This is a genomic window from Leisingera aquaemixtae, from assembly GCF_006740765.1.
GTDB lineage: Bacteria > Pseudomonadota > Alphaproteobacteria > Rhodobacterales > Rhodobacteraceae > Leisingera > Leisingera aquaemixtae.
The window spans coordinates 2996586-3019120 of record NZ_CP041159.1 but is presented as its reverse complement, the minus strand read 5'-3'; the positions used below and the strand labels follow the sequence as shown (position 1 = coordinate 3019120).

The 22535-nt window shown below is 64.7% G+C and carries 26 protein-coding genes; 16 read left to right on the top strand and 10 right to left on the bottom strand.

Annotated features, from left to right (window positions below; genetic code table 11):
- Window positions 1-9 precede the first annotated feature (9 nt).
- The 6 genes from R2C4_RS16490 (at window position 10) to R2C4_RS16465 (ending at window position 3816) form a co-directional block, all read left to right on the top strand.
- Entirely contained in the window at window positions 10-906 is an 897-nt protein-coding gene (locus tag R2C4_RS16490; protein ID WP_141891462.1) for a DMT family transporter, read from the top strand.
- Between the two features lie 204 nt (window positions 907-1110).
- The gene (locus R2C4_RS16485; RefSeq protein ID WP_027244948.1) at window positions 1111-1446 is read left to right on the top strand and encodes an AtpZ/AtpI family protein; all 336 of its coding nucleotides are present in this window, start codon (window positions 1111-1113) and stop codon (window positions 1444-1446) included.
- 40 nt (window positions 1447-1486) lie between these two features.
- On the top strand, window positions 1487-2290 hold the full coding sequence (locus R2C4_RS16480) for a F0F1 ATP synthase subunit A (protein WP_058286472.1): 804 nt from the start codon (window positions 1487-1489) through the stop codon (window positions 2288-2290).
- 87 nt (window positions 2291-2377) lie between these two features.
- Entirely contained in the window at window positions 2378-2614 is a 237-nt protein-coding gene (locus tag R2C4_RS16475; RefSeq protein WP_008553903.1) for a F0F1 ATP synthase subunit C, read from the top strand.
- 88 nt (window positions 2615-2702) lie between these two features.
- A complete protein-coding gene (locus tag R2C4_RS16470) occupies window positions 2703-3251 on the top strand; it encodes a F0F1 ATP synthase subunit B' (protein ID WP_141891461.1) in 549 nt (182 codons plus the stop codon).
- Between the two features lie 4 nt (window positions 3252-3255).
- Window positions 3256-3816 carry a F0F1 ATP synthase subunit B gene (locus R2C4_RS16465; protein WP_058286474.1) on the top strand — a complete coding sequence of 187 codons (561 nt, stop codon included), beginning with the start codon at window positions 3256-3258 and terminating at the stop codon, window positions 3814-3816.
- A gap of 114 nt (window positions 3817-3930) precedes the next feature.
- Here R2C4_RS16465 and R2C4_RS16460 read toward each other — a convergent pair whose 3' ends face one another.
- The gene (locus R2C4_RS16460; protein WP_141891460.1) at window positions 3931-4701 is read right to left on the bottom strand and encodes a FadR/GntR family transcriptional regulator; all 771 of its coding nucleotides are present in this window, start codon (window positions 4699-4701) and stop codon (window positions 3931-3933) included.
- Between the two features lie 158 nt (window positions 4702-4859).
- On the opposite strand from R2C4_RS16460, the gene R2C4_RS16455 reads away from it, so the two are divergent.
- The 4 genes from R2C4_RS16455 (at window position 4860) to R2C4_RS16440 (ending at window position 10627) form a co-directional block, all read left to right on the top strand.
- Window positions 4860-6068, top strand: coding sequence for an aminotransferase-like domain-containing protein (locus R2C4_RS16455; RefSeq protein ID WP_141891459.1), 1209 nt, complete (start codon window positions 4860-4862; stop codon window positions 6066-6068).
- Window positions 6069-6233: 165 nt separating this feature from the next.
- Window positions 6234-9689, top strand: a complete 3456-nt coding sequence (locus R2C4_RS16450) for a chromosome segregation SMC family protein (RefSeq protein ID WP_141891458.1) — start codon at window positions 6234-6236, stop codon at window positions 9687-9689.
- Window positions 9690-9744: 55 nt separating this feature from the next.
- Window positions 9745-10212, top strand: coding sequence for a YbjN domain-containing protein (locus R2C4_RS16445; protein WP_141891457.1), 468 nt, complete (start codon window positions 9745-9747; stop codon window positions 10210-10212).
- 70 nt (window positions 10213-10282) lie between these two features.
- Entirely contained in the window at window positions 10283-10627 is a 345-nt protein-coding gene (locus R2C4_RS16440; protein ID WP_414671954.1) for a hypothetical protein, read from the top strand.
- On the opposite strand, the gene R2C4_RS16435 is transcribed toward R2C4_RS16440, so the two are convergent.
- From R2C4_RS16435 to R2C4_RS16420, 4 genes are all read right to left on the bottom strand, one after another.
- Window positions 10624-11793 (bottom strand): lytic murein transglycosylase, encoded by a 1170-nt coding sequence (locus tag R2C4_RS16435; RefSeq protein ID WP_141891455.1) that lies wholly within the window; start codon window positions 11791-11793, stop codon window positions 10624-10626. The genes R2C4_RS16440 and R2C4_RS16435 overlap by 4 nt on opposite strands.
- A 45-nt stretch (window positions 11794-11838) precedes the next feature.
- Window positions 11839-12750, bottom strand: a complete 912-nt coding sequence (gene cbiB, locus R2C4_RS16430; protein WP_141891454.1) for an adenosylcobinamide-phosphate synthase CbiB — start codon at window positions 12748-12750, stop codon at window positions 11839-11841.
- The gene (locus tag R2C4_RS16425; protein ID WP_167510267.1) at window positions 12747-13709 is read right to left on the bottom strand and encodes a threonine-phosphate decarboxylase; all 963 of its coding nucleotides are present in this window, start codon (window positions 13707-13709) and stop codon (window positions 12747-12749) included. Before R2C4_RS16425 ends, cbiB begins: the two co-directional genes overlap by 4 nt.
- A 149-nt stretch (window positions 13710-13858) precedes the next feature.
- Complete coding sequence (locus R2C4_RS16420; RefSeq protein ID WP_141891452.1) at window positions 13859-14833, bottom strand: glutathione S-transferase family protein; 975 nt, start codon at window positions 14831-14833, stop codon at window positions 13859-13861.
- A gap of 215 nt (window positions 14834-15048) precedes the next feature.
- On the opposite strand from R2C4_RS16420, the gene R2C4_RS16415 reads away from it, so the two are divergent.
- A complete protein-coding gene (locus R2C4_RS16415; RefSeq protein WP_058286483.1) occupies window positions 15049-15417 on the top strand; it encodes a hypothetical protein in 369 nt (122 codons plus the stop codon).
- A gap of 9 nt (window positions 15418-15426) precedes the next feature.
- On the opposite strand, the gene R2C4_RS16410 is transcribed toward R2C4_RS16415, so the two are convergent.
- On the bottom strand, window positions 15427-15954 hold the full coding sequence (locus tag R2C4_RS16410; RefSeq protein ID WP_058286484.1) for a L,D-transpeptidase family protein: 528 nt from the start codon (window positions 15952-15954) through the stop codon (window positions 15427-15429).
- Window positions 15955-15956: 2 nt separating this feature from the next.
- Window positions 15957-17129, bottom strand: coding sequence for a MalY/PatB family protein (locus R2C4_RS16405; protein ID WP_141891451.1), 1173 nt, complete (start codon window positions 17127-17129; stop codon window positions 15957-15959).
- Between the two features lie 98 nt (window positions 17130-17227).
- Here R2C4_RS16405 and def (R2C4_RS16400) point away from each other — a divergent pair, with 98 nt between their 5' ends.
- The 5 genes from def (R2C4_RS16400) to R2C4_RS16380 all read left to right on the top strand — a co-directional run bounded on the left by def (R2C4_RS16400) (window position 17228) and on the right by R2C4_RS16380 (window position 20702).
- Window positions 17228-17746, top strand: coding sequence for a peptide deformylase (gene def, locus R2C4_RS16400; RefSeq protein WP_208764497.1), 519 nt, complete (start codon window positions 17228-17230; stop codon window positions 17744-17746).
- 14 nt (window positions 17747-17760) lie between these two features.
- Window positions 17761-18258 (top strand): peptide deformylase, encoded by a 498-nt coding sequence (gene def / locus R2C4_RS16395; RefSeq protein WP_141891450.1) that lies wholly within the window; start codon window positions 17761-17763, stop codon window positions 18256-18258.
- Between the two features lie 166 nt (window positions 18259-18424).
- A complete protein-coding gene (gene fmt, locus R2C4_RS16390) occupies window positions 18425-19330 on the top strand; it encodes a methionyl-tRNA formyltransferase (RefSeq protein WP_141891449.1) in 906 nt (301 codons plus the stop codon).
- 12 nt (window positions 19331-19342) lie between these two features.
- The gene (locus R2C4_RS16385; protein ID WP_058286488.1) at window positions 19343-19579 is read left to right on the top strand and encodes a GlsB/YeaQ/YmgE family stress response membrane protein; all 237 of its coding nucleotides are present in this window, start codon (window positions 19343-19345) and stop codon (window positions 19577-19579) included.
- Between the two features lie 130 nt (window positions 19580-19709).
- A complete protein-coding gene (locus R2C4_RS16380) occupies window positions 19710-20702 on the top strand; it encodes a glycosyltransferase family 2 protein (RefSeq protein ID WP_141891448.1) in 993 nt (330 codons plus the stop codon).
- Between the two features lie 6 nt (window positions 20703-20708).
- Here R2C4_RS16380 and R2C4_RS16375 read toward each other — a convergent pair whose 3' ends face one another.
- The 3 genes from R2C4_RS16375 to R2C4_RS16365 are packed head-to-tail and all read right to left on the bottom strand — an operon-like array spanning window position 20709 to window position 22405.
- Window positions 20709-21332: a trimeric intracellular cation channel family protein gene (locus tag R2C4_RS16375; protein ID WP_141891447.1), complete on the bottom strand. Its 624-nt coding sequence runs from the start codon at window positions 21330-21332 to the stop codon at window positions 20709-20711.
- A 16-nt stretch (window positions 21333-21348) separates the two neighbouring features.
- The gene (gene rnhA / locus R2C4_RS16370; RefSeq protein ID WP_141891446.1) at window positions 21349-21813 is read right to left on the bottom strand and encodes a ribonuclease HI; all 465 of its coding nucleotides are present in this window, start codon (window positions 21811-21813) and stop codon (window positions 21349-21351) included.
- A complete protein-coding gene (locus R2C4_RS16365) occupies window positions 21806-22405 on the bottom strand; it encodes a class I SAM-dependent DNA methyltransferase (protein WP_141891445.1) in 600 nt (199 codons plus the stop codon). Before R2C4_RS16365 ends, rnhA begins: the two co-directional genes overlap by 8 nt.
- Window positions 22406-22535 lie beyond the last annotated feature (130 nt).

Below are 22535 nucleotides of genomic sequence, written 5' to 3'. Positions count from 1 at the left end.
ATTGATGGCATGGCATTGAAATACTGGCTGGTGATTTTCATCCTCGGCATCGGCTGGGGAATGTCGTTCATGTTTAACGCCATTCTGCTGCGCGAGCTGGGGCCGCTGTCGGTCTCGATGGGGCGGGTGGGCTTCGGCGCGCTGGGCTGCTGGATCTATGTGCTGGCGGCGCGCAAGCCTGTGCCCGCAGCGCCGGGGCGCTGGCTGGGGCTGTTCGGCTTTGGCGTGCTCAGCTATGCCGGCCCCTTTGCCTTTTATGCGCTGGGCCAGCAGCACATCGCCAGCGGCGTGGCCGGGATCGTCAATGCCACCACCCCGGCGATGGCGGTTGCCGTCTCGCATTTCTGGCCCGGCGGCGAGCGGGCAACGGTGCTGAAGTCGCTGGGGGTGCTGTGCGGCTTCCTTGGCATCGTGCTGCTGTCGCTGCCGCTGTTGCAGGGCGGCCAGCCGTCGGAGGCCTGGGCGGTGCTGATCACGTTGTGCGCGCCCTTGTGCTATGCCTTCTCCGTCAACATCGCGCGCAGCTTCAGGGATATGGAGCCGGTGGTCCTCGTGGCGATTGCGCTGACCGGCGCCACCGCCGCGATTGCGCCGCTCGCCATATGGAGCGAAGGCCTGCCGCACGTAACGCGGATGGAGACCTGGGCGTCCTTGCTGGTGATCGGCTTTGTGCTGACCTCGGCTGCCTTCATCGCCTTTTACTGGGTGCTGCCCAAGGTGGGGCCGACCAATATCACCCTGCCGACGCTGATCGCGCCGGTGTCAGCCCTGTTCCTGGGCACCTTTGTTCTGAAGGAGCAGCTGCTGTCAGAGCATCTGTGGGGCATGGCGGCGATCTTGATGGGGCTGCTGCTGATCGATGGGCGGATCGTGCGGCTGCGGATGCCGCGGCGGCCTGTTCGCTAAAATCAACCTTTTGGTTGAATATGGAATCCGGAGCGGTTTGGCGCTAACGGCGGCTGCGGCAAGGCGGCGCGGCTTGCGCTGTTGCAGTTTTGTCCGTTTATTTTCAATGGCTTGATGTGAATTTGAATCTTCGATCCTTGTAATTGACTCCTCAGCCCCTTGGCCTTAGCACCCTTCACAGAACTTCGCGTGAGGATGGCGCCCGTGACCGACGACGACCAAAAGCAGCGCATGGCGCAGCTGGAGGAGAAGCTGGCGGCGGCGCGTAAGGCCCAGGAGCCCAAGCCGCGCGCGGATGAGCATTATTCGATGGCCAACATGGCCTGGCGGATGGTGATCGAATTGGTGGCCGGTCTCGCGATCGGCTTTGGCATCGGATACGGGCTCGACCTGCTGTTTGGCACGCTCCCGATCTTCATGGTGCTGTTTGTATTGCTGGGGCTTGCGGCCGGAGTGAAGACAATGCTTCGCAGCGCGCAGGAGATCCAGGACAAGAAACTGGCCGATGAGGCCGAAAAAAATGCGCAAGACCGGGACTGATCCGACGGGATCGGCTGCCGGCGACAGGAGAAGCGGACCGATGGGCAAAATTTTCTTTTTCGCAGTTCTGGCACTGGTCGTAGTGTCGGGCCTGATTTTCGCTCCGGCGGAATCAAAGCTGGCGATCCACCCGATGGACCAGTTCATCGTGCAGCCGCTGTTTGGCGGTGACCACGTCTCCTGGTACACCCCGACCAACGTGACCCTGTGGATGGGCCTGGCGGTTGCCGCCGTGTTCGCGCTGCTGGTGCTGGGCTCCTCGCGCCGCGCCATCGTGCCGGGCCGCACCCAGTCGGTGGCGGAACTGGCCTATGGCTTCATCTACAAGATGGTCGAGGACGTGGCCGGTAAGGACGGCGTCAAGTTCTTCCCCTACATCATGACCCTGTTCATGTTCATCGTGATGGCAAACTTCCTGGGCCTGATCCCGATGTCCTTCACCACCACGTCGCACATCGCGGTGACCGCGATCCTGGCTGCGCTGGTATTCTTCACCGTGACCATCGTCGGTTTCGTCAAGAACGGCGCCGGTTTCCTGGGCCTGTTCTGGGTGTCGAGCGCGCCGCTGGCGCTCCGCCCGATCCTGGCCATCATCGAACTGATTTCCTACTTCGTGCGCCCTGTCAGCCACTCCATCCGTCTTGCCGGTAACGTGATGGCCGGCCACGCGGTTCTGAAGGTGTTCGCAGGTTTTGCCGGCGCCCTGGGCCTGTTCAGCTTCCTGCCGATCTTCGCGATCACCGCAGTTTACGCCCTCGAAGTTCTGGTGGCCTTCATCCAGGCCTACGTGTTCACCATCCTGACCTGCGTGTACCTGAAGGACGCACTGCACCCGAGCCACTAAGGCCAGGATCTGAAAGCAAAGCGGGCGCGCCCTGACCGGGCCTGCCCACCCTAGAAATCACCACATTCCATCGTAAGGAGAGAAATCATGGAAGGCGATATCGCACAACTCGGTCAGTTCGTCGGCGCAGGCCTGGCAGCAATCGGTTCCGGCGCAGCCGCAATCGGTGTGGGCCACGTGGCTGGCAACTTCCTGGCAGGCGCTCTGCGCAACCCGTCGGCAGCTGCCGGCCAGACCGCAACCCTGTTCATCGGCATCGCGTTTGCAGAAGCACTGGGCATCTTCTCGTTCCTGGTCGCTCTGCTGCTGATGTTCGCCGTCTAAGACCTTAGGAACCTATTTCCTTACGGCCGGGCAGTGCGGCAAAACCCTGCACTGCCCGGTGTAACGGCAAGTTCCCAAGGAGGACGACATGGCATCTAATACGCAAGACGCAGCACACGGCGCCGCAGACGCAGCGCACGGGTCTGCTCCGGGCATGCCTCAGCTGGACTTCTCGACCTTCGGGAACCAGATCTTCTGGCTCGTGGTCGCCCTGGTCGTGATCTACCTCATTCTGTCGCGCGTCGCGCTGCCCCGCATCGCTGCGGTGCTGGCCGAGCGTCAGGGGACCATCACCAACGACCTCGCCGCGGCTGAAGACCTGAAAGCCAAGGCTGTCGAGGCCGAAAACGCATACAACAAAGCTCTGGCGGATGCCCGTGCGGAAGCTCAGCGCATCGCTGCTGAGACCCGTGCAGAAATCCAGGCCGGGCTGGACGAGGCGATTGCCAAAGCAGACGAGCAGATCGCTGCCAAGGCTGCCGAGTCCGAAAAGGCGATCGCCGAAATCAAGGCCGGCGCGCTGGAAGGTGTTAAGGCTGTTGCCACCGAGACCGCAGAGGCGCTGGTGACCGCGCTGAGCGGGTCGGCAGACAAAGACGCAGTTGCTGCGGCAGTTGCACAGCGGACGAAAGGATAAGGACATGCGCAATATCCTCGCTCTTGCCCTGACCTTTGGCGCGGCCGGCCCGGCGCTGGCAGCAGAAGGCCCGTTCCTGTCGCTGGGCAACACCGATTTCGTTGTTCTGCTGGCTTTCCTTCTGTTCGTCGGCATCCTGCTGCTGGCCAAGGTGCCGGGCCTGCTGGGCAACCAGCTGGACAACCGTGCCGCGGCCATCCAGAAGGAACTGGACGAAGCCCGTGCGCTGCGTGAAGAGGCCCAGACCATTCTGGCGTCTTATGAGCGCAAGCAGCAGGAAGTTCAGGCCCAGGCCGATCAGATCGTTGCTGCCGCCCGTGACGAGGCTGCCCGTGCAGCGGACGTTGCCAAGGCGGATCTGGAAACCTCCATCGCCCGCCGCCTGGCGGCCGCCGAGGAGCAGATCGCGTCGGCAGAAGCTTCGGCTGTGAAGGAAGTGCGCGACCAGGCGATCTCGATTGCTGTTGCTGCCGCGGATGAGGTGATCTCCAAGCAGATGACCGCCGCCGAGGCCAACAAGCTGATCGACGCCGCCATCGCGGATGTGGACGCCAAGCTGCACTAAGTTTTGGCTGACACTGACAAGTTAAAAGAACCCGGTCCAAGTGGCCGGGTTTTTTTGTTGCGGTCGTAAGGAGCAGGGGGGCGGAATAGCCTGCCTGCGCGCCATCTGGCGGCTTCACCCCTTACCGGTCTCATGCTCCAGCCGCTGCCGGGCCACCTCGGCGTTGCGCTCAGCGCGCTGGTGGTCGGTGAGGGCCTGTTTGACATAGTCAAGATGCGCCTCAACCGCGGTGCGGGCTCCTTGCGGGTCGCGGGCCTGCAGGGCGGCGTTGATGGCGCGGTGCTGTTCCAGAAGCGCCTCATAGGTGGTGTGCTGCTGGAACATGATCCGGCGGTTGTAGAAGACGCCCTCGCGCAGCAGATCGAACATGGACCGCATCATGTGCAGCATGATGACGTTGTGGCTGGCATCCATGATGGCGGAGTGGAACTGGGCGTCGAGCTGGGCCGCTTCCTCGGAGATCGCCGGGTTGCCCGCAGCCTCCATCTTGTCGAAGATCGCCTGGATCACCTGCAGGTCATAGTCTGACCCGAACCGGGCGGCGCGCTCGGCGGCCAGCCCCTCCATGTCGCGGCGGAAGGAGAGGTAGTCAAACACCGCCTCGTCATGGCTGGCGAACAGCTGGATCAGGGCAGGGGAGAAGGCGGAGCCGAGAACATCCGCCACAAACACGCCGGAGCCAGCCTTGGACGCCAGCAAGCCGCGCGCCTGCAGTTCGCCGATGGCATCGCGCAAGGAGGGGCGGGAGACGCCCAGCCGCTCTGCCAGTTCGCGTTCGGCAGGCAGGCGCTCGCCCGGGGACAGGATGCCGCGCAGGATCAGCTGCTCGATCTGCTTGACGACGGAGGCGGAGAGCTTCTCGGGCTGGACTTTCTGAAACGGCATCCTGACGCTCATTTAAATTGGTCAAAACATATGACCACGCTCGGGGAGCGGCTGCAAGGGCGGGCAGGGATCACGATGGCTGTAACAGTAGGTCAGGATCATTGACTTTGTTTTGCACTCTCCTACCGTGGGCCTAGATCGTGCGCGAGGAGAGAGGCATGCAGCTGAACCAGATCTTTGCCACCCGCAATGCGCGGATGAAGGCGTCGGAAATCCGCGAGCTTCTGAAGCTTCTGGACCAGCCGGACATCATCTCCTTTGCCGGCGGCATCCCGGATCCGGCGCTGTTCCCGGCAGATGAATTTGCCGAGGCCTTCCAGGCTGCGCTGGAGCCGGAGCGGCAAGCGCAGGCGCTGCAATACTCGGTCAGCGAAGGCTACCTGCCGCTGCGCCAGTGGATCGCCGCTGAGATGGCGAAGATCGGGATAGTCTGCGAGGCCGGCAACGTGCTGATCACCTCCGGCTCCCAGCAGGCGCTGGATTACCTGGGCAAGCTGTTCCTGTCGCCGGGCGACACCGCGCTGGTGGGCTGGCCGACGTACCTGGGGGCGCTCGCGGCCTTCAACGCCTACGAGCCTCGGTATGACCGGCTGTCGCTGACCGGCAACCGCACGGCGGAGAGCTATGCCGAGGGCGCGGAGGAGGCGGGAAGTGCGGTGAAATTCGCCTATCTCTCGCCGGATTTCGCCAATCCGACCGGTGAGACGCTGGACCGGGCCGGGCGGCTGCGGCTGCTGGAGCTGGTGGACACGCTGGACTGCGCCGTCATCGAAGACGCGGCTTATCAGTCGCTGCGCTATGACGGCGCGCCGGTGCCGCCGGTTCTGGCGCTGGAGCTGGAGCAAAAGGCCTCGATCGAGGATTGCCGGACGGTTTACTGCGGCACCTTCAGCAAGACGCTGGCGCCGGGGCTGCGGATCGGCTGGGCGGTGGCGGCCAAGCCGGTGATCTCGCAGATGGTGCTGCTGAAACAGGCCGCTGATCTGCATACGTCAAGCATCAACCAGATGGCGGTGCATGGCGTGGCTGCAGCCTGTTTCGATGAGCATGTCGAGCAGCTGCGTGCGGTCTATCAGCGCCGCCGGGACGTGATGCTGGCGGCCCTGGAGAAGCACATGCCGGAGGGCGTGGCGTGGACCCGGCCGGAGGGCGGCATGTTCGTCTGGATGACCTTGCCGGAAGGTGTGAACGGGGCGGACCTGCTGGCCCGGTCGCTGGAGACGGAGAAGGTGGCCTTTGTCCCCGGACAGGCGTTTTTTGCCGATGGCAGCGGCCAGAACACGATCCGGCTGAGCTTTTCCAACTCCAACCACACGGCCATTGAGGACGGGATTGCCCGGCTGGGACGGCTGTTGCGGTCCGCCTGACGGCCAAACAGCTCCGGCTTGGCAAAAGACCGCCGGAACGGGCAGTTTATCCACAAGATATAGTGTGGATTGATCCGCATTCGCCCCGATTTGGGGGTGCGGAGCGTTGACACACGCGATAAGACCCGCTGAACTTTCTCCATACGGAATCACGAAGGGGCAGCTTTGCGGTTTTCCAAGCTCAGGCTGAACGGCTTCAAAAGCTTTGTTGATCCAACCGAACTGGTCATAGCCGATGGGCTGACAGGGGTTGTGGGTCCAAACGGTTGCGGCAAATCCAATCTTCTCGAAGCGTTGCGCTGGGTGATGGGCGAGACCCGCGCCAAGGCGATGCGCGGCGGCGGCATGGAGGATGTGATCTTTGCCGGCACCACGTCGCGGCCCGCGCGCAACTTTGCCGAGGTGAGCCTGCAGATAGACAACTCGGAACGGCTGGCGCCCTCCGGGTTCAATGACAGCGATATTCTGGAGATCGTGCGGCGGATCACCCGTGATGTGGGCAGCGCCTACAAATCCAACGGCAAGGACGTGCGGGCGCGTGACGTGCAGATGCTGTTTGCCGATGCCTCCACCGGGGCGCATTCGCCGGCGCTGGTGCGGCAGGGGCAGATTGCCGAGCTGATCAATGCCAAGCCGAAGGCGCGGCGGCGGATCCTGGAAGAGGCGGCGGGGATCTCCGGCCTGTATCAGCGGCGTCACGAGGCGGAGCTGAAGCTGAAGAACACCGAGGCCAACCTGCTGCGTGTCGATGACGTGATCGAGCAGCTGGCGGCGCAGCTGTCGCAGCTGGCCAAGCAGGCGCGGCAGGCACAGCGCTATCGCGAGATCGGCGAAAAGCTGCGGTTGTCCGAAGGCATGCTGCTGTACCGGCGCTGGCGCGAGGCGGATGAGGCGCGGCTGGCCTCCGAGGATGAACTGCGGGCGCGGGTCGAGCAGGCGTCGAAGGCCGAGGCGCTGGTGCGCGCGGCCGCGGCGCAGCGCGGCACGTTTGAGGAAAAGCTGCCGCCCCTGCGCGAGGAGGAGGCCATTGCCGCCGCCGTGCTGCAGCGGCTGGTGGTGCAGCGGGATTCGCTGAGCGATCAGGAGGCGCAGGCGCGCCAGGCGATCGAGCGGCTTAGCAGCCGGATTGTCCAGCTGGGCAATGACATTGAGCGCGAGTCCGGGCTGAACAACGACGCGGGCCAAACCATCGAGCGGCTGGAATGGGAACAGCGCGAGCTGTCCAAGGCCGGCGACGGGCACGACGGCAGGCTGGCCGAGGCGGCGGAGCTGGCCCGCGATGCGGGGTCGATCCTGCAGGCGCGCGAGGACCATCTGGCGCAAGTGACCGAGGATGTCGCCCGTCTGGCCGCGCGCCACCAGTCGGCACGCCGTGCGGTTGAGGATTGCCAGCGGGCGCTTGGCCGCTCGGAAGGCGAAGCGGAAAAGGCCCGTGCCGCACAGGGCGAGGCGCGGCAGGCGCTGGGTCTGGCGGCGGAGAAGTTCGAGGCTGCCATGACGTCCGAAGAGGAGGCCCGCGAGGCCTCTGAAGCGGCGGAGGAGGCGCTGGCGGCTGCGGACGAGCTGCGGACGGAGACCCAGAGCCTTGAGGCGGAGGCGCGCTCGCAGCGGTCGGAAGCCGAAGGCGAGCTGGGCGCGTTGCGTGCCGAGGTGACCGCGCTGGCCAAGCTGGTGGAGCGCGACACGGCCGAGGGCGGCCAGATCCTGGACGAACTGACCGTGGCGCTGGGCTACGAAAAGGCGCTGGGGGCGGCTCTGGCCGATGACCTGCGGGCGCCGCTGGCGGAGGCGGACGGGCCGACCGGCTGGGTGTCCCTGCCGGGCTATGACCACGATGCAGAGCTTCCGGAGGGCGTGCAGCCGCTGGGGCTGTTTGTCTCTGGGCCGGAGGCGCTGTCGCGCCGGGTGGCGCAGATCGGGCTGGTGGATGGCGATGCCGCCGCCGGGCTGCAGGCGCAGCTGAAGCCGGGGCAGCGGCTGGTGACGGTTGAGGGCGACCTGTGGCGCTGGGACGGCTACCGCGCCTGGGCCGAGGATGCGCCGAGTGCTGCTGCGCTGCGGCTGGAGCAGCTGAACAAGCTGGAAGCGCTGAAGCAGGACATGGAGCGCGTCAGCGCCAAGGCCGAGGGCGCCCGCGGCGCGCATGAAATGCTGCTGCGCAAGCTGGAAGAGGTGACGCTGGCCGACCAGAACGCCCGCCAGGCGCGCCGGGTGGCGGATCAGCGGGTGGCGGATGCGGCCCGCGCGCTGAGCCGGGCGGAGGCGGACCGCAACCTGGCCGATGGCAAGCTGGAAACTCTGGGCATTGCGGTTTCCCGCCACGAGGAAGACGCACTGAATGCCAGCCTGCAGCTGAAAGAGGCGGAAAAGGCGCTGGGGGAACTTGGCGATCTGGATCAGGCGCGCGGGGCCGTTGAGGAGATCAAGCAGTCGGTTGAGGCCGCGCGGATCACCATGCTGACCCACCGCTCCAGTCATGACGAGCTGCGCCGCGAGGGCGAGGCCCGTACCAAGCGCACGCAGGAGGTGACCAAGGAGCTGTCAGGCTGGCGCCACCGGCTGGAAAGCGCCAAGCAGCGGATCGAGGAGCTGGCGGAGCGCCGCGAAGCCTCGCAGGAGGAACTGGAAGAGGCCAACGCGGTTCCGGCAGAAATCGCCGGGAAACGCGAAGAGCTGAACGAGGCGATTTCCGGCGCCGAGGCGCGCAAGTCCGCCGCCACCGAGGCGCTGATCGCCGCCGAGGCCGAGCTGCGCGACGCGGTTCAAAAGGAGCGCGAGTGCGAGCGGCTGGCGTCCGAGGCGCGCGAGGCGCGGGCACGCTCCGAGGCGCGCAGCGATGCGGCCAAGGATGCGGTGACCCAGGCCGCGGGCCGCATCATCGAGGCGCAGCAGATCACCCCGCAGGCCCTGCTGGAGAAGCTGGGCGTGTCGCCGGACGAAATGCCGCCTTCGGAAGGCCTGGAGGCGGATGTCGACCGCTACAAGCGCCAGCGCGACGCCCTGGGCGCGGTGAACCTGCGCGCCGAGGAGGACGCCCGAGGCGTGCAGAACGAACACGACACGCTGGTCGCCGAGAAACTGGACCTGGAAGGCGCGGTCAAGACCCTGCGCGACGGCATTGCCAGTTTGAACCGTGAGGGCCGCGAGCGGCTGCTGACCGCGTTTGAGCAGGTGAACAGCAGCTTTGCCATGCTGTTCACCCATCTGTTCGGCGGCGGTGAGGCCAATCTGGTGATGGTCGAAAGCGACGACCCGCTGGATGCGGGGCTTGAGATCATGTGCCAGCCGCCGGGCAAGAAGCTGTCGACCCTGTCGCTGCTGTCGGGCGGCGAGCAGACGCTGACCGCGATGGCGCTGATCTTTGCGGTGTTCCTGTCGAACCCGGCGCCGATTTGTGTGCTGGACGAGGTTGACGCGCCGCTGGATGACGCCAACGTCACCCGTTTTTGCGACCTGCTGGACGAAATGTGCCGCCAGACCGACACCCGTTTCTTGATCATCACCCACCACGCGGTGACGATGGCGCGGATGGACCGGCTTTTCGGCGTCACGATGCAGGAAAAGGGCGTCAGCCAGCTGGTTTCGGTTGACCTGAAAAAAGCAGAGGCGATGGTGGCCTGAGTTCTTGCGCCGGGGGATCGGCGCGGGGGCGCAAGACGTATTGGTGGAGACAAAAATGAGTATAGTTAAGGCGATTGCCGCCTCCGTGGCGCTGGTTCTGCCGGTGGCAGCTGCGGCCCAGAATGTGGTGGCCACGACCGGCGACAGCGTGGCTGACTTCTTTAAGGATGAGGGTGCGCAGGTGGAACTGACCACCGACAGCGTCGGCGATCCGAACGTCAAGGTTGAGTATTACGGCAACGACTTTTCGGTCTATTACTACGGCTGCGGCAACAACACCGATTGCAGCGCCATCCAATTCTTTTCAGGCTATCAGACCGATGGCAGCGTGCGCCTGGCCAAGATCAACGAGTGGAACACCGAAAACCGCTTTGCCCGCGGCTACATCTCCGAGGAAGGTGCAGCGCGGATCGAGATGGATGTGTTCATGGGCGCTGATGGGATGAGCCCGGATGACTTTGCCCAGGCGGTCAGCCTTTGGACCCGTGCGATGCAGGATTTCGAAGAGTTCATCGGCTGGTGAGCACGGTTGTCACCGGATCGTGACGGCGGGCTGAGAGAACAAACGCTAAGGTGGGGGCATGAAACGGATCATGCCCCTTTTCTTATGCCTGATGGCAGGTGCGGCCCAGGCTGCGGACTGGCAGCTGCGCCCGGGCGATGCCCCGTTCGTGCGGACTGAGCTGGAGGCGCTGCCGGGACGGTCTTTCCGCTTTTATGACGGCGGCGAGTCGCTTTATGGCCGCGACGGCGCCTATTCCTATACCTATTCGCAAGAAAACGGCGGCGGCACGGCCTGGGGCACGTACCGGATTGCCGGGGACGGCAGCATCTGCGTGGACTTCACAAACGGGTTTGGCCGCTGCGACCTGTTTGTCCGAAACGGCAGCCGGGTGATCCTGATCACCGAAAAGGGAGAACGCTTCCCGGTGCGCTAAAGCTTCTTCAGCAGCGCCGGGGTCGGCCATGCGTCGGCGGGCAGGCCGAGGCGGGCCTGCTCTTTCTGCACGGCAAGCCGGGTGCGGGCGCCGAGAATGCCGTCGATATCCCCGACATTGTGGCCGCGCGCCTGCAGTTTCTCTTGCAGCTGCTTCATCTGAGAGCCGCTCAGCCCGCTCTCAGGCCTGCCGGCCTTATAGACATCCGCGCCTTCCAGCCGGTTGGCGAAATAGGCGGCAGTCAGCGCATAGGTGAAGCTTTGGTTCCACTCGAAATAGACGTCAAAGTTGGGGTAGGCGAGGAAGGCCGGCCCCTTGTGCCCTTGCGGCAGCAGCAGGGAGGCGCGCATGGACGGATCCGGCAGGCTGCCGTCCCGCGCCGCAACGCCAAGCGCGCGCCACTCTGCCACGGTCTTCTTGCGGGCGGTGCCGGTCAGCGACAGGTCCATGCCGCCGGGAAGGGTGACCTCCTGCAGCCAGGGCTGTCCGGGCTGCCAGCCCAGGTGCGACAGCATCCGGGCGCCTGACATCAGCGCATCGGCGGCAGAGGTTTTCAGGCTGACCTTGCCGTCGCCGTCGGCATCGACGCCGTGCTCCAGGATGTCGCCGGGCAACATCTGCACCATGCCGATCTCTCCTGCCCAGGCGCCGGTGGTGCGCTTGGGGTCGAAATTGCCCTGCCGAAACATCTCCAGCGCGGAAAAGACCTGCGGCCGGAACAGTTCAGGGCGGCGGCAGTCGTGGGCCAGCGTCACCAGCGCGTCGCGGGTGTTGAAATCGCCCTGATAGCCGCCGTAATCGGTTTCCAGCGCCCAGAAGGCCAGCAGCACGCCGCGGTTGATGCCATAGGTGTTTTCGATGCGCTGGAAGGTGCTGTCGTGCCTTTGCGACATTTGCAGGCCGCGCCGCAGGCGGTCCTGCGAGATCAGGCGGCGGGAAAAGTCGATAAAGGGTTTCTGGAAGACACCCTGGGCCCGGTCGGCCTCAAGCACCCTGCGGTTCTGGCGGGTGCCGTCAAAGAAGGCGTTGACCGTGGTCATGCCGTAGCCGGCCTGCACCGCCTCGTCTTTCAAAAGCTTGACGAAATTCTGAAAGCCGCCGCCGCATTGGGCCGCCGCCGCTGCGGGCAGCAGGCTCACCGCGAGGGCAAAGGGCAATAGGCGCATAACTCCGGCGCTCCTTGTCTTTCCGCTCCCACAGGATCTTATGTGCTAGAAAAACGCGGCGATGGCAATGGTCAGGGCCAGGGTTATTGCCCAAGTTTTCCAAAGCAGGGTGACGGAGCGGGTTATGGTTTCGGCGCTGGCGCTTTTGGCGCCTTCGGCGTGGACCCAGGGAAAGTCGCGCATCTCGCCGTCATAGGACCGCGGACCGGCCAGAGCGGTGTCCAGGGCGCGCGCCATCGCAGCCTCGGGCCAGCCGGCGTTGGGCGAGCGGTGCTTGCGGGCGTCGGCGGCGATATCTTTCCAGTGGCGCAGCTGGCCGCCGGCCAAAGCGATCAGCAGGCCGGTCAGCCGCGCCGGGATCAGGTTCAGCAGGTCGTCCAGCCGGGCAGCGGCCCAGCCGAAGTCTTTGTAGCGGTCATTGCGGTAGCCGATCATGCTGTCGGCGGTATTGACCGCCTTGTAGATGATCAGCCCCGGCAGGCCGGCAACCAGGAACCAGAAGGCGGGCGCGATAACACCGTCCGACAGGTTTTCCGAGCCGCTTTCGATGGCGGAACGGGCAACTTGCGGTGCGGACATGGCGGCGGTGTCGCGGCTGACGATCATCGCCACCGCCTCCCGGCCTTCGGCCAGGCTGCTGCGCAGGCCCTTGGCGACTGCGGCGACATGTTCGGTCAAGGACCGCTGGGCGATCAGGACGGCGGCAACCAGGATCTCCACCAGCGCCCCGGGCAGCGCTAGAAGTTTGCCCAAGAAATAGCCGCCCAGGACCAGCGCGAGAGCCGCCAGCACGCCCTGAGCACGGCGGTTGCTGCCGGTGTTGAGCTTGCGGTCCAGGAAGCCAACTGCCTTTCCCATCAGAACTGCGGGGTGGGGCAGGCGGGACCACAGCCATTTCGGCTCGCCAAAGACGGCATCCAGCAGCAGGGCAAAAACCAGCATCGCCGCGGTGCTCATAACGCGGCCTCCAGCCGCTCCCAGCCGTCCGAAGGCGGCAGGCCCAGGCGCAGATAGGATTGCGAATAGGGGAAGATGCGGCTCCAGATATGGGCGCGTGCCAGCTTATGCTGCCAGGCGGCGGCGTCCTCCACGTTATAGAGCCGGAACAGGTCGGTGCCGCCGGCCAGGCTGGCGCCCTTGGCCAGCACCAGCTCATCCAGCCGGGCCGCATCCTGTCTGAGGCGGGTGCGGGTGGCCTCGGCCCATGGGCGGTCCTGCAAGGCCAGCGCCCCGGTGCGCAGGGCGGGACCTGAGACGGCCCAGGGGCCCTGCCAGGTGGCAAGCTTGGCGATCAATTCAGGATCGCCGATGGCAAAGCCCAGCCGCATCCCCGCGAGCCCCCAGAATTTGCCAAAGCTTTTCAGCACGATGACGCCGGGACGGGCGGCCATGCGGATCAGGCTCTGGTCCGGGCAGACATCGCAGAAGCTTTCGTCGATGATGGTGAGCGGTGAAGTGAAATGCTCTACGCTCCACAGGCGGCCGTCCGGATTGTTCGGGTGCACGACGACGCGGGCTTCGGCCGGGCCTTTATCGCGGATTATCCAGCCATGAGCCTCAAAGGCGGCGGCATGTTCGTTGTAGGTCGGCTTGGTGATTTGCACCCAGCGCGGCGCGGCGAGGGCGGGCAGGACGGCAATCAGCGCCGACGCGCCCGGCGCGGCAAGGACGGCTGCCTGCTCGGGGATGTTCCAGAACGCGCGGGCCGCGTGCTCAAGCTCCGCCAAGGCATCTGCATCGGGCAGCGCGCCCCAGTCGCCTGCGGTGAAGTCCGGCAGCGGGTAGGGGTGCGGGTTGATGCCCGTCGACAGGTCCATCCAGCCGCTGCGGGGTCCGCCGAATTCGGCCATCGCCGCGCTGAGGTTGCCGCCGTGATCGCGGGGCGGAGGAGCGTTTTCAAGCGGGCGTTCTGGCATCGCGGGCATCACCGGTGGATATTTCTCTCCAGGCTGATCGATTGCCATATGAGATTACCCGTTTCTTAAAGCAACCAGTTCAGTGCGTGAACTCCCTATTTGGTGCAGGATAAGCGGATCTGACGCCAGGTGGCGTCAGGCCGCAGGGGTCAGCCGCGGCGGTGCGGTTCCATCCAGTCAATCTCTGGATTGATCGGAATGATCCGGTGCGGGTTGATGGTGTCGTGGCTGTAATAATAGTGGCGCACGATGTGGTGCATCCCCACGGTCTCTGCCACGCCGGGCCATTGGTACAGCTCGCGGGTGTAGGCCCAGAGGTTCGGGTAATCCACCAGCCGCTTGCGGTTGCATTTGAAATGCACGTGGTAGACGGGGTCAAACCGCAGGAGGGTGGTAAACAGGCGCCAGTCGGCCTCGGTGATGCGGCTGCCCAGCAGATAGCGGTGCTGCGACAGCAGGTCCTCCAGCCAGTCCAGGCTTTCGAAAAGCGGCTCTATGGCGTCGTCATAGGCCTCTTGCGAGGTGGCAAAGCCGCATTTGTAGACGCCATTGTTCACGGAGCTGTAGACGCGGGCGTTGACCGCCTCGATCGGCTCGCGCAGCTCCTCCGGCCAATAGTCGTCGGTGTTGCCGGTGATCCCGTCGAAAGCCGAATTGAACATCCGGATGATCTCGGCGCTTTCGTTAGAGACGATGGTGTTCTGCACCTTGTCCCACAGCACAGGCACCGTCACCCGGCCGGTGTAGCCGGAATCGGCGCGGGTATAGATCTGGTGCAGGTGGGAGCTGCCGAAAAGGGAATCGCCAGTGGCGCCGTGGCTGTCGGTTTCAAACGTCCAGCCCTCGCCCAGCATGTCGGGATGCACGGCAGAGACGGAGATACGGTCTTCCAGCCCCTTCAGTTTGCTGAAGATCAGGGTGCGGTGCGCCCAGGGGCAAGCAAGCGAGACGTACAGGTGATAGCGCCCGCTTTCCGCCGGAAAGCCGCTCTCGCCCGAGGGGCCGGCGCTGCCGTCGGCGGTGACCCAGTTGCGGAACTGCGATTCGCTGCGCTTGAAGGCGCCGCCGGTGGAATCGGTGTCATACCACTGATCATGCCATTTTCCGTCGACCAGTAAGCCCATCGTGTCTGCTCCTGCTGTTGTGCAGCTCAAGCATAAGGACGGCGCGGCCTGGCGCCTATGCAGTGCAGCGCGCAAGCCCTCTGCGCCTCTGCACAGGGGTAACAAAATTGCGCTGCCAAAAATTTTACAGAAAAGTTCACTTGATTTTATCTATTTGTGACGCACCGTTGAATAAATGGACCTGTGATACCTCAAGCATCTGGAAGGCTGCCGCTATGAATACCTACGTTCCCAAGGCCGTGCAGGAAGCGCTCGATACCGCCCGCCTGCAGGGGATGCGAAAGAAGAGCAGGCTGCGGGTGATGGCGGACAATGAGCTGTATCCGGTGCTGCGGATCTGGAAAACGGGGTTCTCGGTCGAGGCGGAAACCGCACCGATGCTGCGCGGGCTGGTCGACATCTACGACGGCGCCCGTCATCTGTCGCAATGCCTGATTGTCGCCAGCGAGGAAGAGGGCGGCGAAATGCGGTATGAGTTCAAGCGTTCGACGCTTGCCTCCGACACGCCGCCGCTGGATTTCTACAAATCGCCGGACGCTCCCGCCGGGCTGATCCCCTTCGACCAGTCGCAGGGCAAGATCTGAGGCGGCAGGTCAGGGGCGGATTTCCACCTCGGTTCCGATCTCTGCCAGACGCCACAGCGTTTCCATCTGGTCATTGCTGACGGCGATGCAGCCAGCGGTCCAGTCGCCGGGCAAGGTGATCAGGTTTCCCACCGAATTCGGCTGCCCGTGAATGAAAATATCGCCGCCGGGACTGACTCCGGCGGCTTGCGCGCGGACGCGGTCTTTGGGCTGAGGGTAATCGATTCCCAGTGACAGGTGGTAGGCGCTGTTGGGGTTGCGCCTGTCGATCCTGAAGGTGCCTTCAGGGGTTTTGCCGTCGCCTTCCTGAAATTTGTCGCCCGCCGGTTCGAAACCCAGCGCAATGGGGAACTCCAGCACCGTCTCGCCGCCGCGGCTCGCGGTCAGGCGGCGGGCGGATTTCTCGATCAGGATGCGGTCGATCCGGTCCACCGCCGTCGCCTGCGGCGGCACAGGGCGCGGAGCGAAGGCCTGCCAGGTGGCCCAGGCGGCGCCGGTCAGGACGACCAGCGCCAGAAGCCGCAGCAGGCGCTTCATGGTTATTGCAGGTCCGAGAAGGCAGCGGTCAGGCGGCGGCAGGCGTCTTCGACCCGGGCGCGCTGGGTGGCCAGGTTGAAGCGTTCCATGAACTCGCCGCCGGTGCCGAAGCCGTCGCCGGGCGAGGTGGCGATTTTGGCGTCTTTCCGCAGCCGCTTGATGAATTCCTCGCGGCTCATACCGGTGCCGGAGAAATCGACCCAGGCCAGATAGGTGGATTGCAGCGGCAATGACTTCAGTCCCGGCAGCGCGTTGACCGCCTCGTCGAACAGTTTGCGGTTGCCCTCCAAGTGGGCGATCTGGGCATCGACCCATTCGGCGCCTTCGGGGGAGTAGGCCGCGGTGATCATGGCGACGCCAAGCGCGCTCGGGTCGTAATCCAGAGTGTTCAGCCGCTTGCGCATCGCGGCGCGCAGCTCCGGGTCCGGGATGATCATGTTGCCGGTGCGCTGCCCGGCGATGTTGAAGGTCTTGGAGGCGGCGGTGAGGGTGACGGTCCAGGCACGCGCCTCGGGCGCCGCCGCATCCATCGGGACAAAGGTGCTGCCGGGATAGACCAGATCGTGATGGATCTCGTCAGAGACCAGTATCAGATCGTTGCGCTTGGCAAATGCCGCCACCGCGCGCAGCTCCTCAGGGGTCCAGACCCGGCCCGATGGGTTCTGCGGCGAGCACCACAGCAGCAGCTTCTCGCTCCCGTTCAGGCGCGATTGCGCGTCGTCGAGATCCAGGTTGTAGGTATCGCCATCCCGCGCCAGCGGGCATTCGGTGACCCTGCGTCCGGCCTTGTTCACCTTGTGGGCAAACTCATGGTAGACGGGTGAAAAGATGACCACCCCGTCGCCGGGCCGGCTCCAGACATCCAGGCTCAGCGCGATGGCATTGCCCAGGCCTTGGGTGGTCAGCACCCAATCGGTTTCGATGTCCCAGCTGTGGCGGGTCTTCATCCACCACTGCACCGCCTGCAGATACTCCGGATGCTGCCAGGAGTAGCCGAAGACGCCATGTTCGGCGGCCCTTTTCAAGGCCTCGATGACACAGGGCGCGGTCTGAAAGTCGGAGTCCGCGGTCCACATCGCCAGACCGTCCTGCGGGGACACGCCGAACAGCGTCTCCATCTTGTCCCATTTTGAACTGTGGGTGCCGCGGCGGTCGATGATCGTGTCAAAATCCATATGGTGAACTCCCCTCTGATTGGAAGCGAGGCTAATCGCTGCAGCGGCAGGCGCAAGGGGGCGTTGCGATGGCGCGGCTGATCGCATACATGAAGCGCATGAAACGACAGATCCTGATCCATCCCGATCCCCGCCTGAAAAAGGTCTGCGCGGCAGTGCCGGACCTCAGCGATGAGTTGCGCGTGCTGGCGGATGACATGCTGGAAACCATGTATGCAGCCCCCGGCATCGGCCTGGCGGCGCCGCAGGTCGGTATCCTGCAGCGGCTGATCGTGCTGGACTGCGTCAAGGAAGAGGACGGCGACCCGCGCCCGCTGGTGATGTTCAACCCGGAAATCATCTCCTCCTCGGACGAAACCAACGTTTACGAGGAAGGCTGCCTGTCGATCCCGGATCAGTATGCCGAGGTGATCCGCCCCAAGGTGGTGGATGTCGAATGGATGGACCGCGACGGCAATGCGCAGCGCGAGGCGTTTGACGGGCTGTGGGCGACCTGCGTGCAGCATGAGATCGACCATCTGAACGGCAAGCTGTTCATCGATTACCTGAAGCCGCTCAAGCGCCAGATGATCACCCGCAAGATGCAGAAGCTGAAGCGCGAACGCGCCCGCGCCTGAGGAATCTTACAGACATGACCGTCCGCACCTGCCTGCCGTGGCCTGACAAGCGCCTGCGCACCAAGGCTGATGAGGTGACAGAGATCACCGATGAGATCCGCGAAATCTGGAATGATATGGTGGATACCATGGAGGCGATGCCGGGCGTGGGCCTGGCCGCCAACCAGATCGGCGTGATGCTGCGGCTGGCGGTGGTGGACGGCTCCACCGAGCGCGGTCGTGCGGTGAAGCTGGCAAATCCTGAGATCCTGCATGCCTCGATCGAGCTGCGCGAGCATGACGAGGCCAGCCCGAACCTGCCGGGTGTGTCGGCCAAGATCAAACGCCCGCGCGCCGTGACTGTCCGTTACTTGAACGAACAGGGCATGATCGACCGCAAGGATTTCGTGGGGATCGAGGCGACCTCGGTGCAGCACCAGATCGACCATCTGAACGGCAGGATGTATTTCGACCATCTGAGCAAGGTGAAGCGCGACATGCTGATCCGCAAGGCGAAGAAGCTGACCGGCTAAGGCTGGAGTTTGAACTTCCGGGCCGCTTGCGGCCCGGTTCGCGCCCGGCCCCGCCCCCAAGGGCGGGCGCGAAAGGCCCATTCCGGGACCGGGCGCGAACCTGCGTTGACGCAGGCAGGCCCCGCCGGATGTGCGGCACGGCAGCGGGGCAGGGACGGGAACGCCGATGCGTATTATTTTCATGGGAACGCCTGACTTCTCGGTGCCGGTGCTGGACGCGCTGGTGGAGGCCGGGCATGACATTGCCGCCGTCTATTGCCAGCCGCCCCGGCCTGCGGGCCGCGGCAAGAAGGACCGTCCGGCCCCCGTCCACGCCCGCGCCGCGGCCTTGGGGCTGGAGGTGCGCCACCCGGTCTCGCTGAAAGGCGCGCAGGAACAGGCGGCGTTTGCGGCGCTGAACGCGGATGTCGCCGTGGTCGTGGCCTACGGGCTGATCCTGCCGCAGGCCATTCTGGATGCGCCGCAGCACGGCTGCCTGAACATCCACGCGAGCCTGCTGCCGCGCTGGCGCGGTGCTGCGCCCATTCACCGGGCGATCATGGCGGGCGATGCCGAAACCGGCATCTGCATCATGCAGATGGAGGCGGGGCTGGACACCGGCCCGGTGCTGCTGCGCGAGGCCACTGCGATCGGGGCCGAGGAAACCACCGCCCAGCTGCACGACCGGCTGTCCGGAATGGGCGCGGGTCTGATCGTCGAGGCCCTGCGGCGCCTGCCGGAGCTGGCACCCGAGGTGCAGCCCGAAGAGGGCGTCACCTACGCCGAAAAGATCGACAAGGCGGAGGCACAGGTCGACTGGTCCCGTCCGGCGGCGGAGGTGGACCGCAAGATCCGCGGCCTGTCGCCCTTCCCCGGCGCCTGGTGCGAGATCGAAGGCCAGCGGGTCAAGCTGCTTGCATCAAAGCTGGCAGAGGGGCAGGGCGCGCCCGGCGAGGTGCTGGACGAAGCCCTGACCATTGCCTGCGGCACTGGTGCGGTGCAGCTGTTGCGCTTGCAACGGGCAGGCAAAAGTGCGCAGGATCCGGATGTATTCCTGCGCGGCTTCCCGGTTCCGAAGGGCAGCCGCCTGTAACCGGAGGCCGGCATGCCCATCATTGCCCTGATCATTATCGGTGCCGCGGCTGGCTTCCTGGCCACCCGGCTGATGCGTCTGGAAACGGACATTATCACCACGGTCTGCATCGGTATGGCCGGGGCGCTGCTGGGCGGGCTGGTACTGCGCGGCCTGCTTGCGGTTATGGGCTTCATGGCCGGTTTCATCGGCGCGGTGCTGGGCGCGCTTGTGCTGATCTGGCTCTGGCAGCGCTATACCGCCAGATAACCGGGGCTGAGGCGCGCGGGACACAGCCGGAGCGGGAAAGCGCAATTCCTGCTGCGCAGAGGATCTTGTTGGATAAGATAACGCAACCGCAGCCAAAAGCGGCGGGACCCGAGGCAGAGAGCATCAGAAAATGACACAGGACACTGGCCGCAGCGGCACGCCGAATGTGGTGGTCGTGACCACCATGAAGGACGAGGGCGCCTATATCCTCGATTGGATCTGCCACTATAAATCCATCGGTGTCAGCGATTTCGTGGTGTTCACCAACGACTGCTCGGACCCTACCGACCACATCTTGCGCTGCCTGCACCGGATGGGGGTGGTGGAGCACCGCTTCAACCGGGTGATGCGGCGCGGGCCGCACAAAAGCGCGCTGATGTGGGCCGAGTATGAGCCCAAGGTGGCCGGGGCCGACTGGGTGCTGGTGGTGGATGTCGACGAATTTCTGCAGATCAATACCGCGGACGGCACGCTGCCAGGCTTGCTGGCTGAGCGGCAGGACGCGGACGCGGTTTCATTTGTCTGGCGGATCTTCGGCAATGCAGGCGTGGGGACCGCGGACCATCCTGCGGTGCCGCAGGCCTTTGTCCGGGCCGAACCGGAGGAAGGCCAGGCGGATGAGCACCGGTTCTTCAAGACGGCTTTCCGCAACAACGGGAAGTTTGAGCGGATGGGCGTTCACCGCCCCTTCCTGGCGGTTGCGCCGGAGGATGTGAACTGGCAGCTGGCCGACGGCACCCGCCTGCCGCAGAATGAGCTGGAGGGCGTGCTGTATGTGCGCGGCAGCTACGGATACTCCGCTGCGCAGCTCAACCATTACGCGCTGCGCTCGCGCGACGGGTTCCTGAACAAGAAGGCCCGCGGCCGGGCCAATCATTTCACCGCCTCCATCGAACCCGGCTACTGGCACAAGTTCGACCGGAACGAGGAGGAGGACCGGCGGCTGGCGGACAATTTTGCTGCCGCGCTGGAGATCAAGGAAGACCTGCTGCGCGATGCCAGCTTGCGGGAATACCATGAAATGGCGCAGATCTGGCACCGCCGCCGCGGCCGCAAGGCCCGGATCAGCGATGAGGGGCAGGCGTTTCTGAAAGCCATGGAGGAGAGCCGCAAAAACGCCTGAACCGGCTCAGCTGCGGGGCGGGCGGCTTTTGTAGACGGGCAGGTGCCAGCCGAACAGGATGGAGCCCGCGCGCAGGGTCCAGCAGACGCCAGCGCAGGCGAGCAGGGCAAACCGCAGCTCAAGCCCCGCGGACATTGCCAGCACGGCGGTGATTGCACCGGCCATCGCGCAGGTGATGTACAGCTCGCCCTGTTTCAGGACCAGCGGCACCTCGTTGCAGACCACATCGCGCATCAGCCCGCCCAGCGAGCCGGTCGCCATGCCCATCAGCACAACGATCACCGGCTCCTTTCCCAGCGCAATCGCTGCACCGGTGCCCGCGGGCACCGCAATCGCCAGGGCGAAACTGTCCAGCCAGATCACCCAGCGCATCCGGCTTTCCACCAGATGCGCAGTAAAGAACACCGTCACCGCGGCGGCGGCTGCGAGCAGGATGTAGTTGGGGTCACCGATCCAGAACACCGGGTCCCGGTTCAGCAGCAGATCCCGCACCGTGCCGCCGCCAACCGCCGTCAGGCAGGCCACGAAGGCAAAGCCTACGATGTCGAGCTGTGCCCGGCTGGCAACCAGCGCCCCGGTCAGGGCGAAGATCAGCACCGAGGCGTAATCGAGCAGGGTCAGAAAGTTCATGCGGCGGCCCCGTGCATCAGGCGCCTTTCTTTTTCTTGAATGGCGCCATGCCGGCGCGCGCCAGTTCATCGGCGCGTTCGTTCTCGGGATGGCCTGCGTGGCCCTTGACCCATTCCCAGGTTACCTTATGGCGCCGCTGGGCCTCGTCCAGCCGCTGCCACAGCTCGACGTTTTTCACCGGCTTCTTGTTCGAGGTTTTCCAGCCGTTCTTCTTCCAGCCGAAGATCCAGCCGGTGACGCCGTTCTTCACATAGGCGGAATCGGTGACCACGGTGATCGTGGAGGGCCGCGCCAGGCTTTCCAGCGCATTGATCGCGGCCAGCAGTTCCATCCGGTTGTTGGTGGTCTCACCCTCGCCGCCGCTCAGTTCCTTTTCCTTGACGATGGAGTCACCGTCCATGGCGCGCAGCAGAACGCCCCAGCCGCCGGGGCCGGGATTTCCGGAACAGGCGCCGTCGGTATAAGCAAACAGTTCAGGCATGGGCGGTCAGGATCACGTAGGTTTCAACGCCGCCGGCCAGGCCCTGGCCATTGCCGCGGCGGGTCCGGGTGACGGTGAAGCCCGCGTCTTGAAGCAGATTATTCAATTCATCCTCGCTGTAATAGGCATAGAAACGTCCCAGCTTGTCACGCCCTTCGCCGTCTCCGAGCTTCATGCCAATATGGAAGATACCACCGGGGTTCAAGGCGCGATGAACCTGCGCCAGATGTCCGGGCAGGCCAGCCCGCGGCGCGTGCAGCAAGCTGAAGTTGGCCCAGATGCCATCGAAAGGGCCTTTACCTCTCACTGCTTCGAAGGTGGCGACCTCAACCTCGATCCCGAAACCGGATTTCGCCAGGTCCGCCATCTCGGGCGAGGCATCCATGGCGGAAACCGTGAACCCCATTTCCTTGAAACGGGCGGCCCAATGGCCCGGACCGCAGCCCAGATCCAGAATGCGGGCGCCGGCTGGCAGCCGGGCAGTGAAGGCCGCGAAATCCGGATCGTGAAAACTGTCGTCGGCCCGGGCAAAGCCGCCGGCATAGGCCTGCGCTGCTTCCGCGTAGACTTGCAGGGTTTTCCGGTCGCTCATCTCCCGCCTCCGCTCTGTGAAAGGGCCGGTTCAGGCGCGTTCCGGCGCCAGCATTCGGATGACGCCCGTGACGGGGGAGAGGATGACTAAAAATGCAGTGATCAGAAAGTGCTGGGTGATCATGAAAACG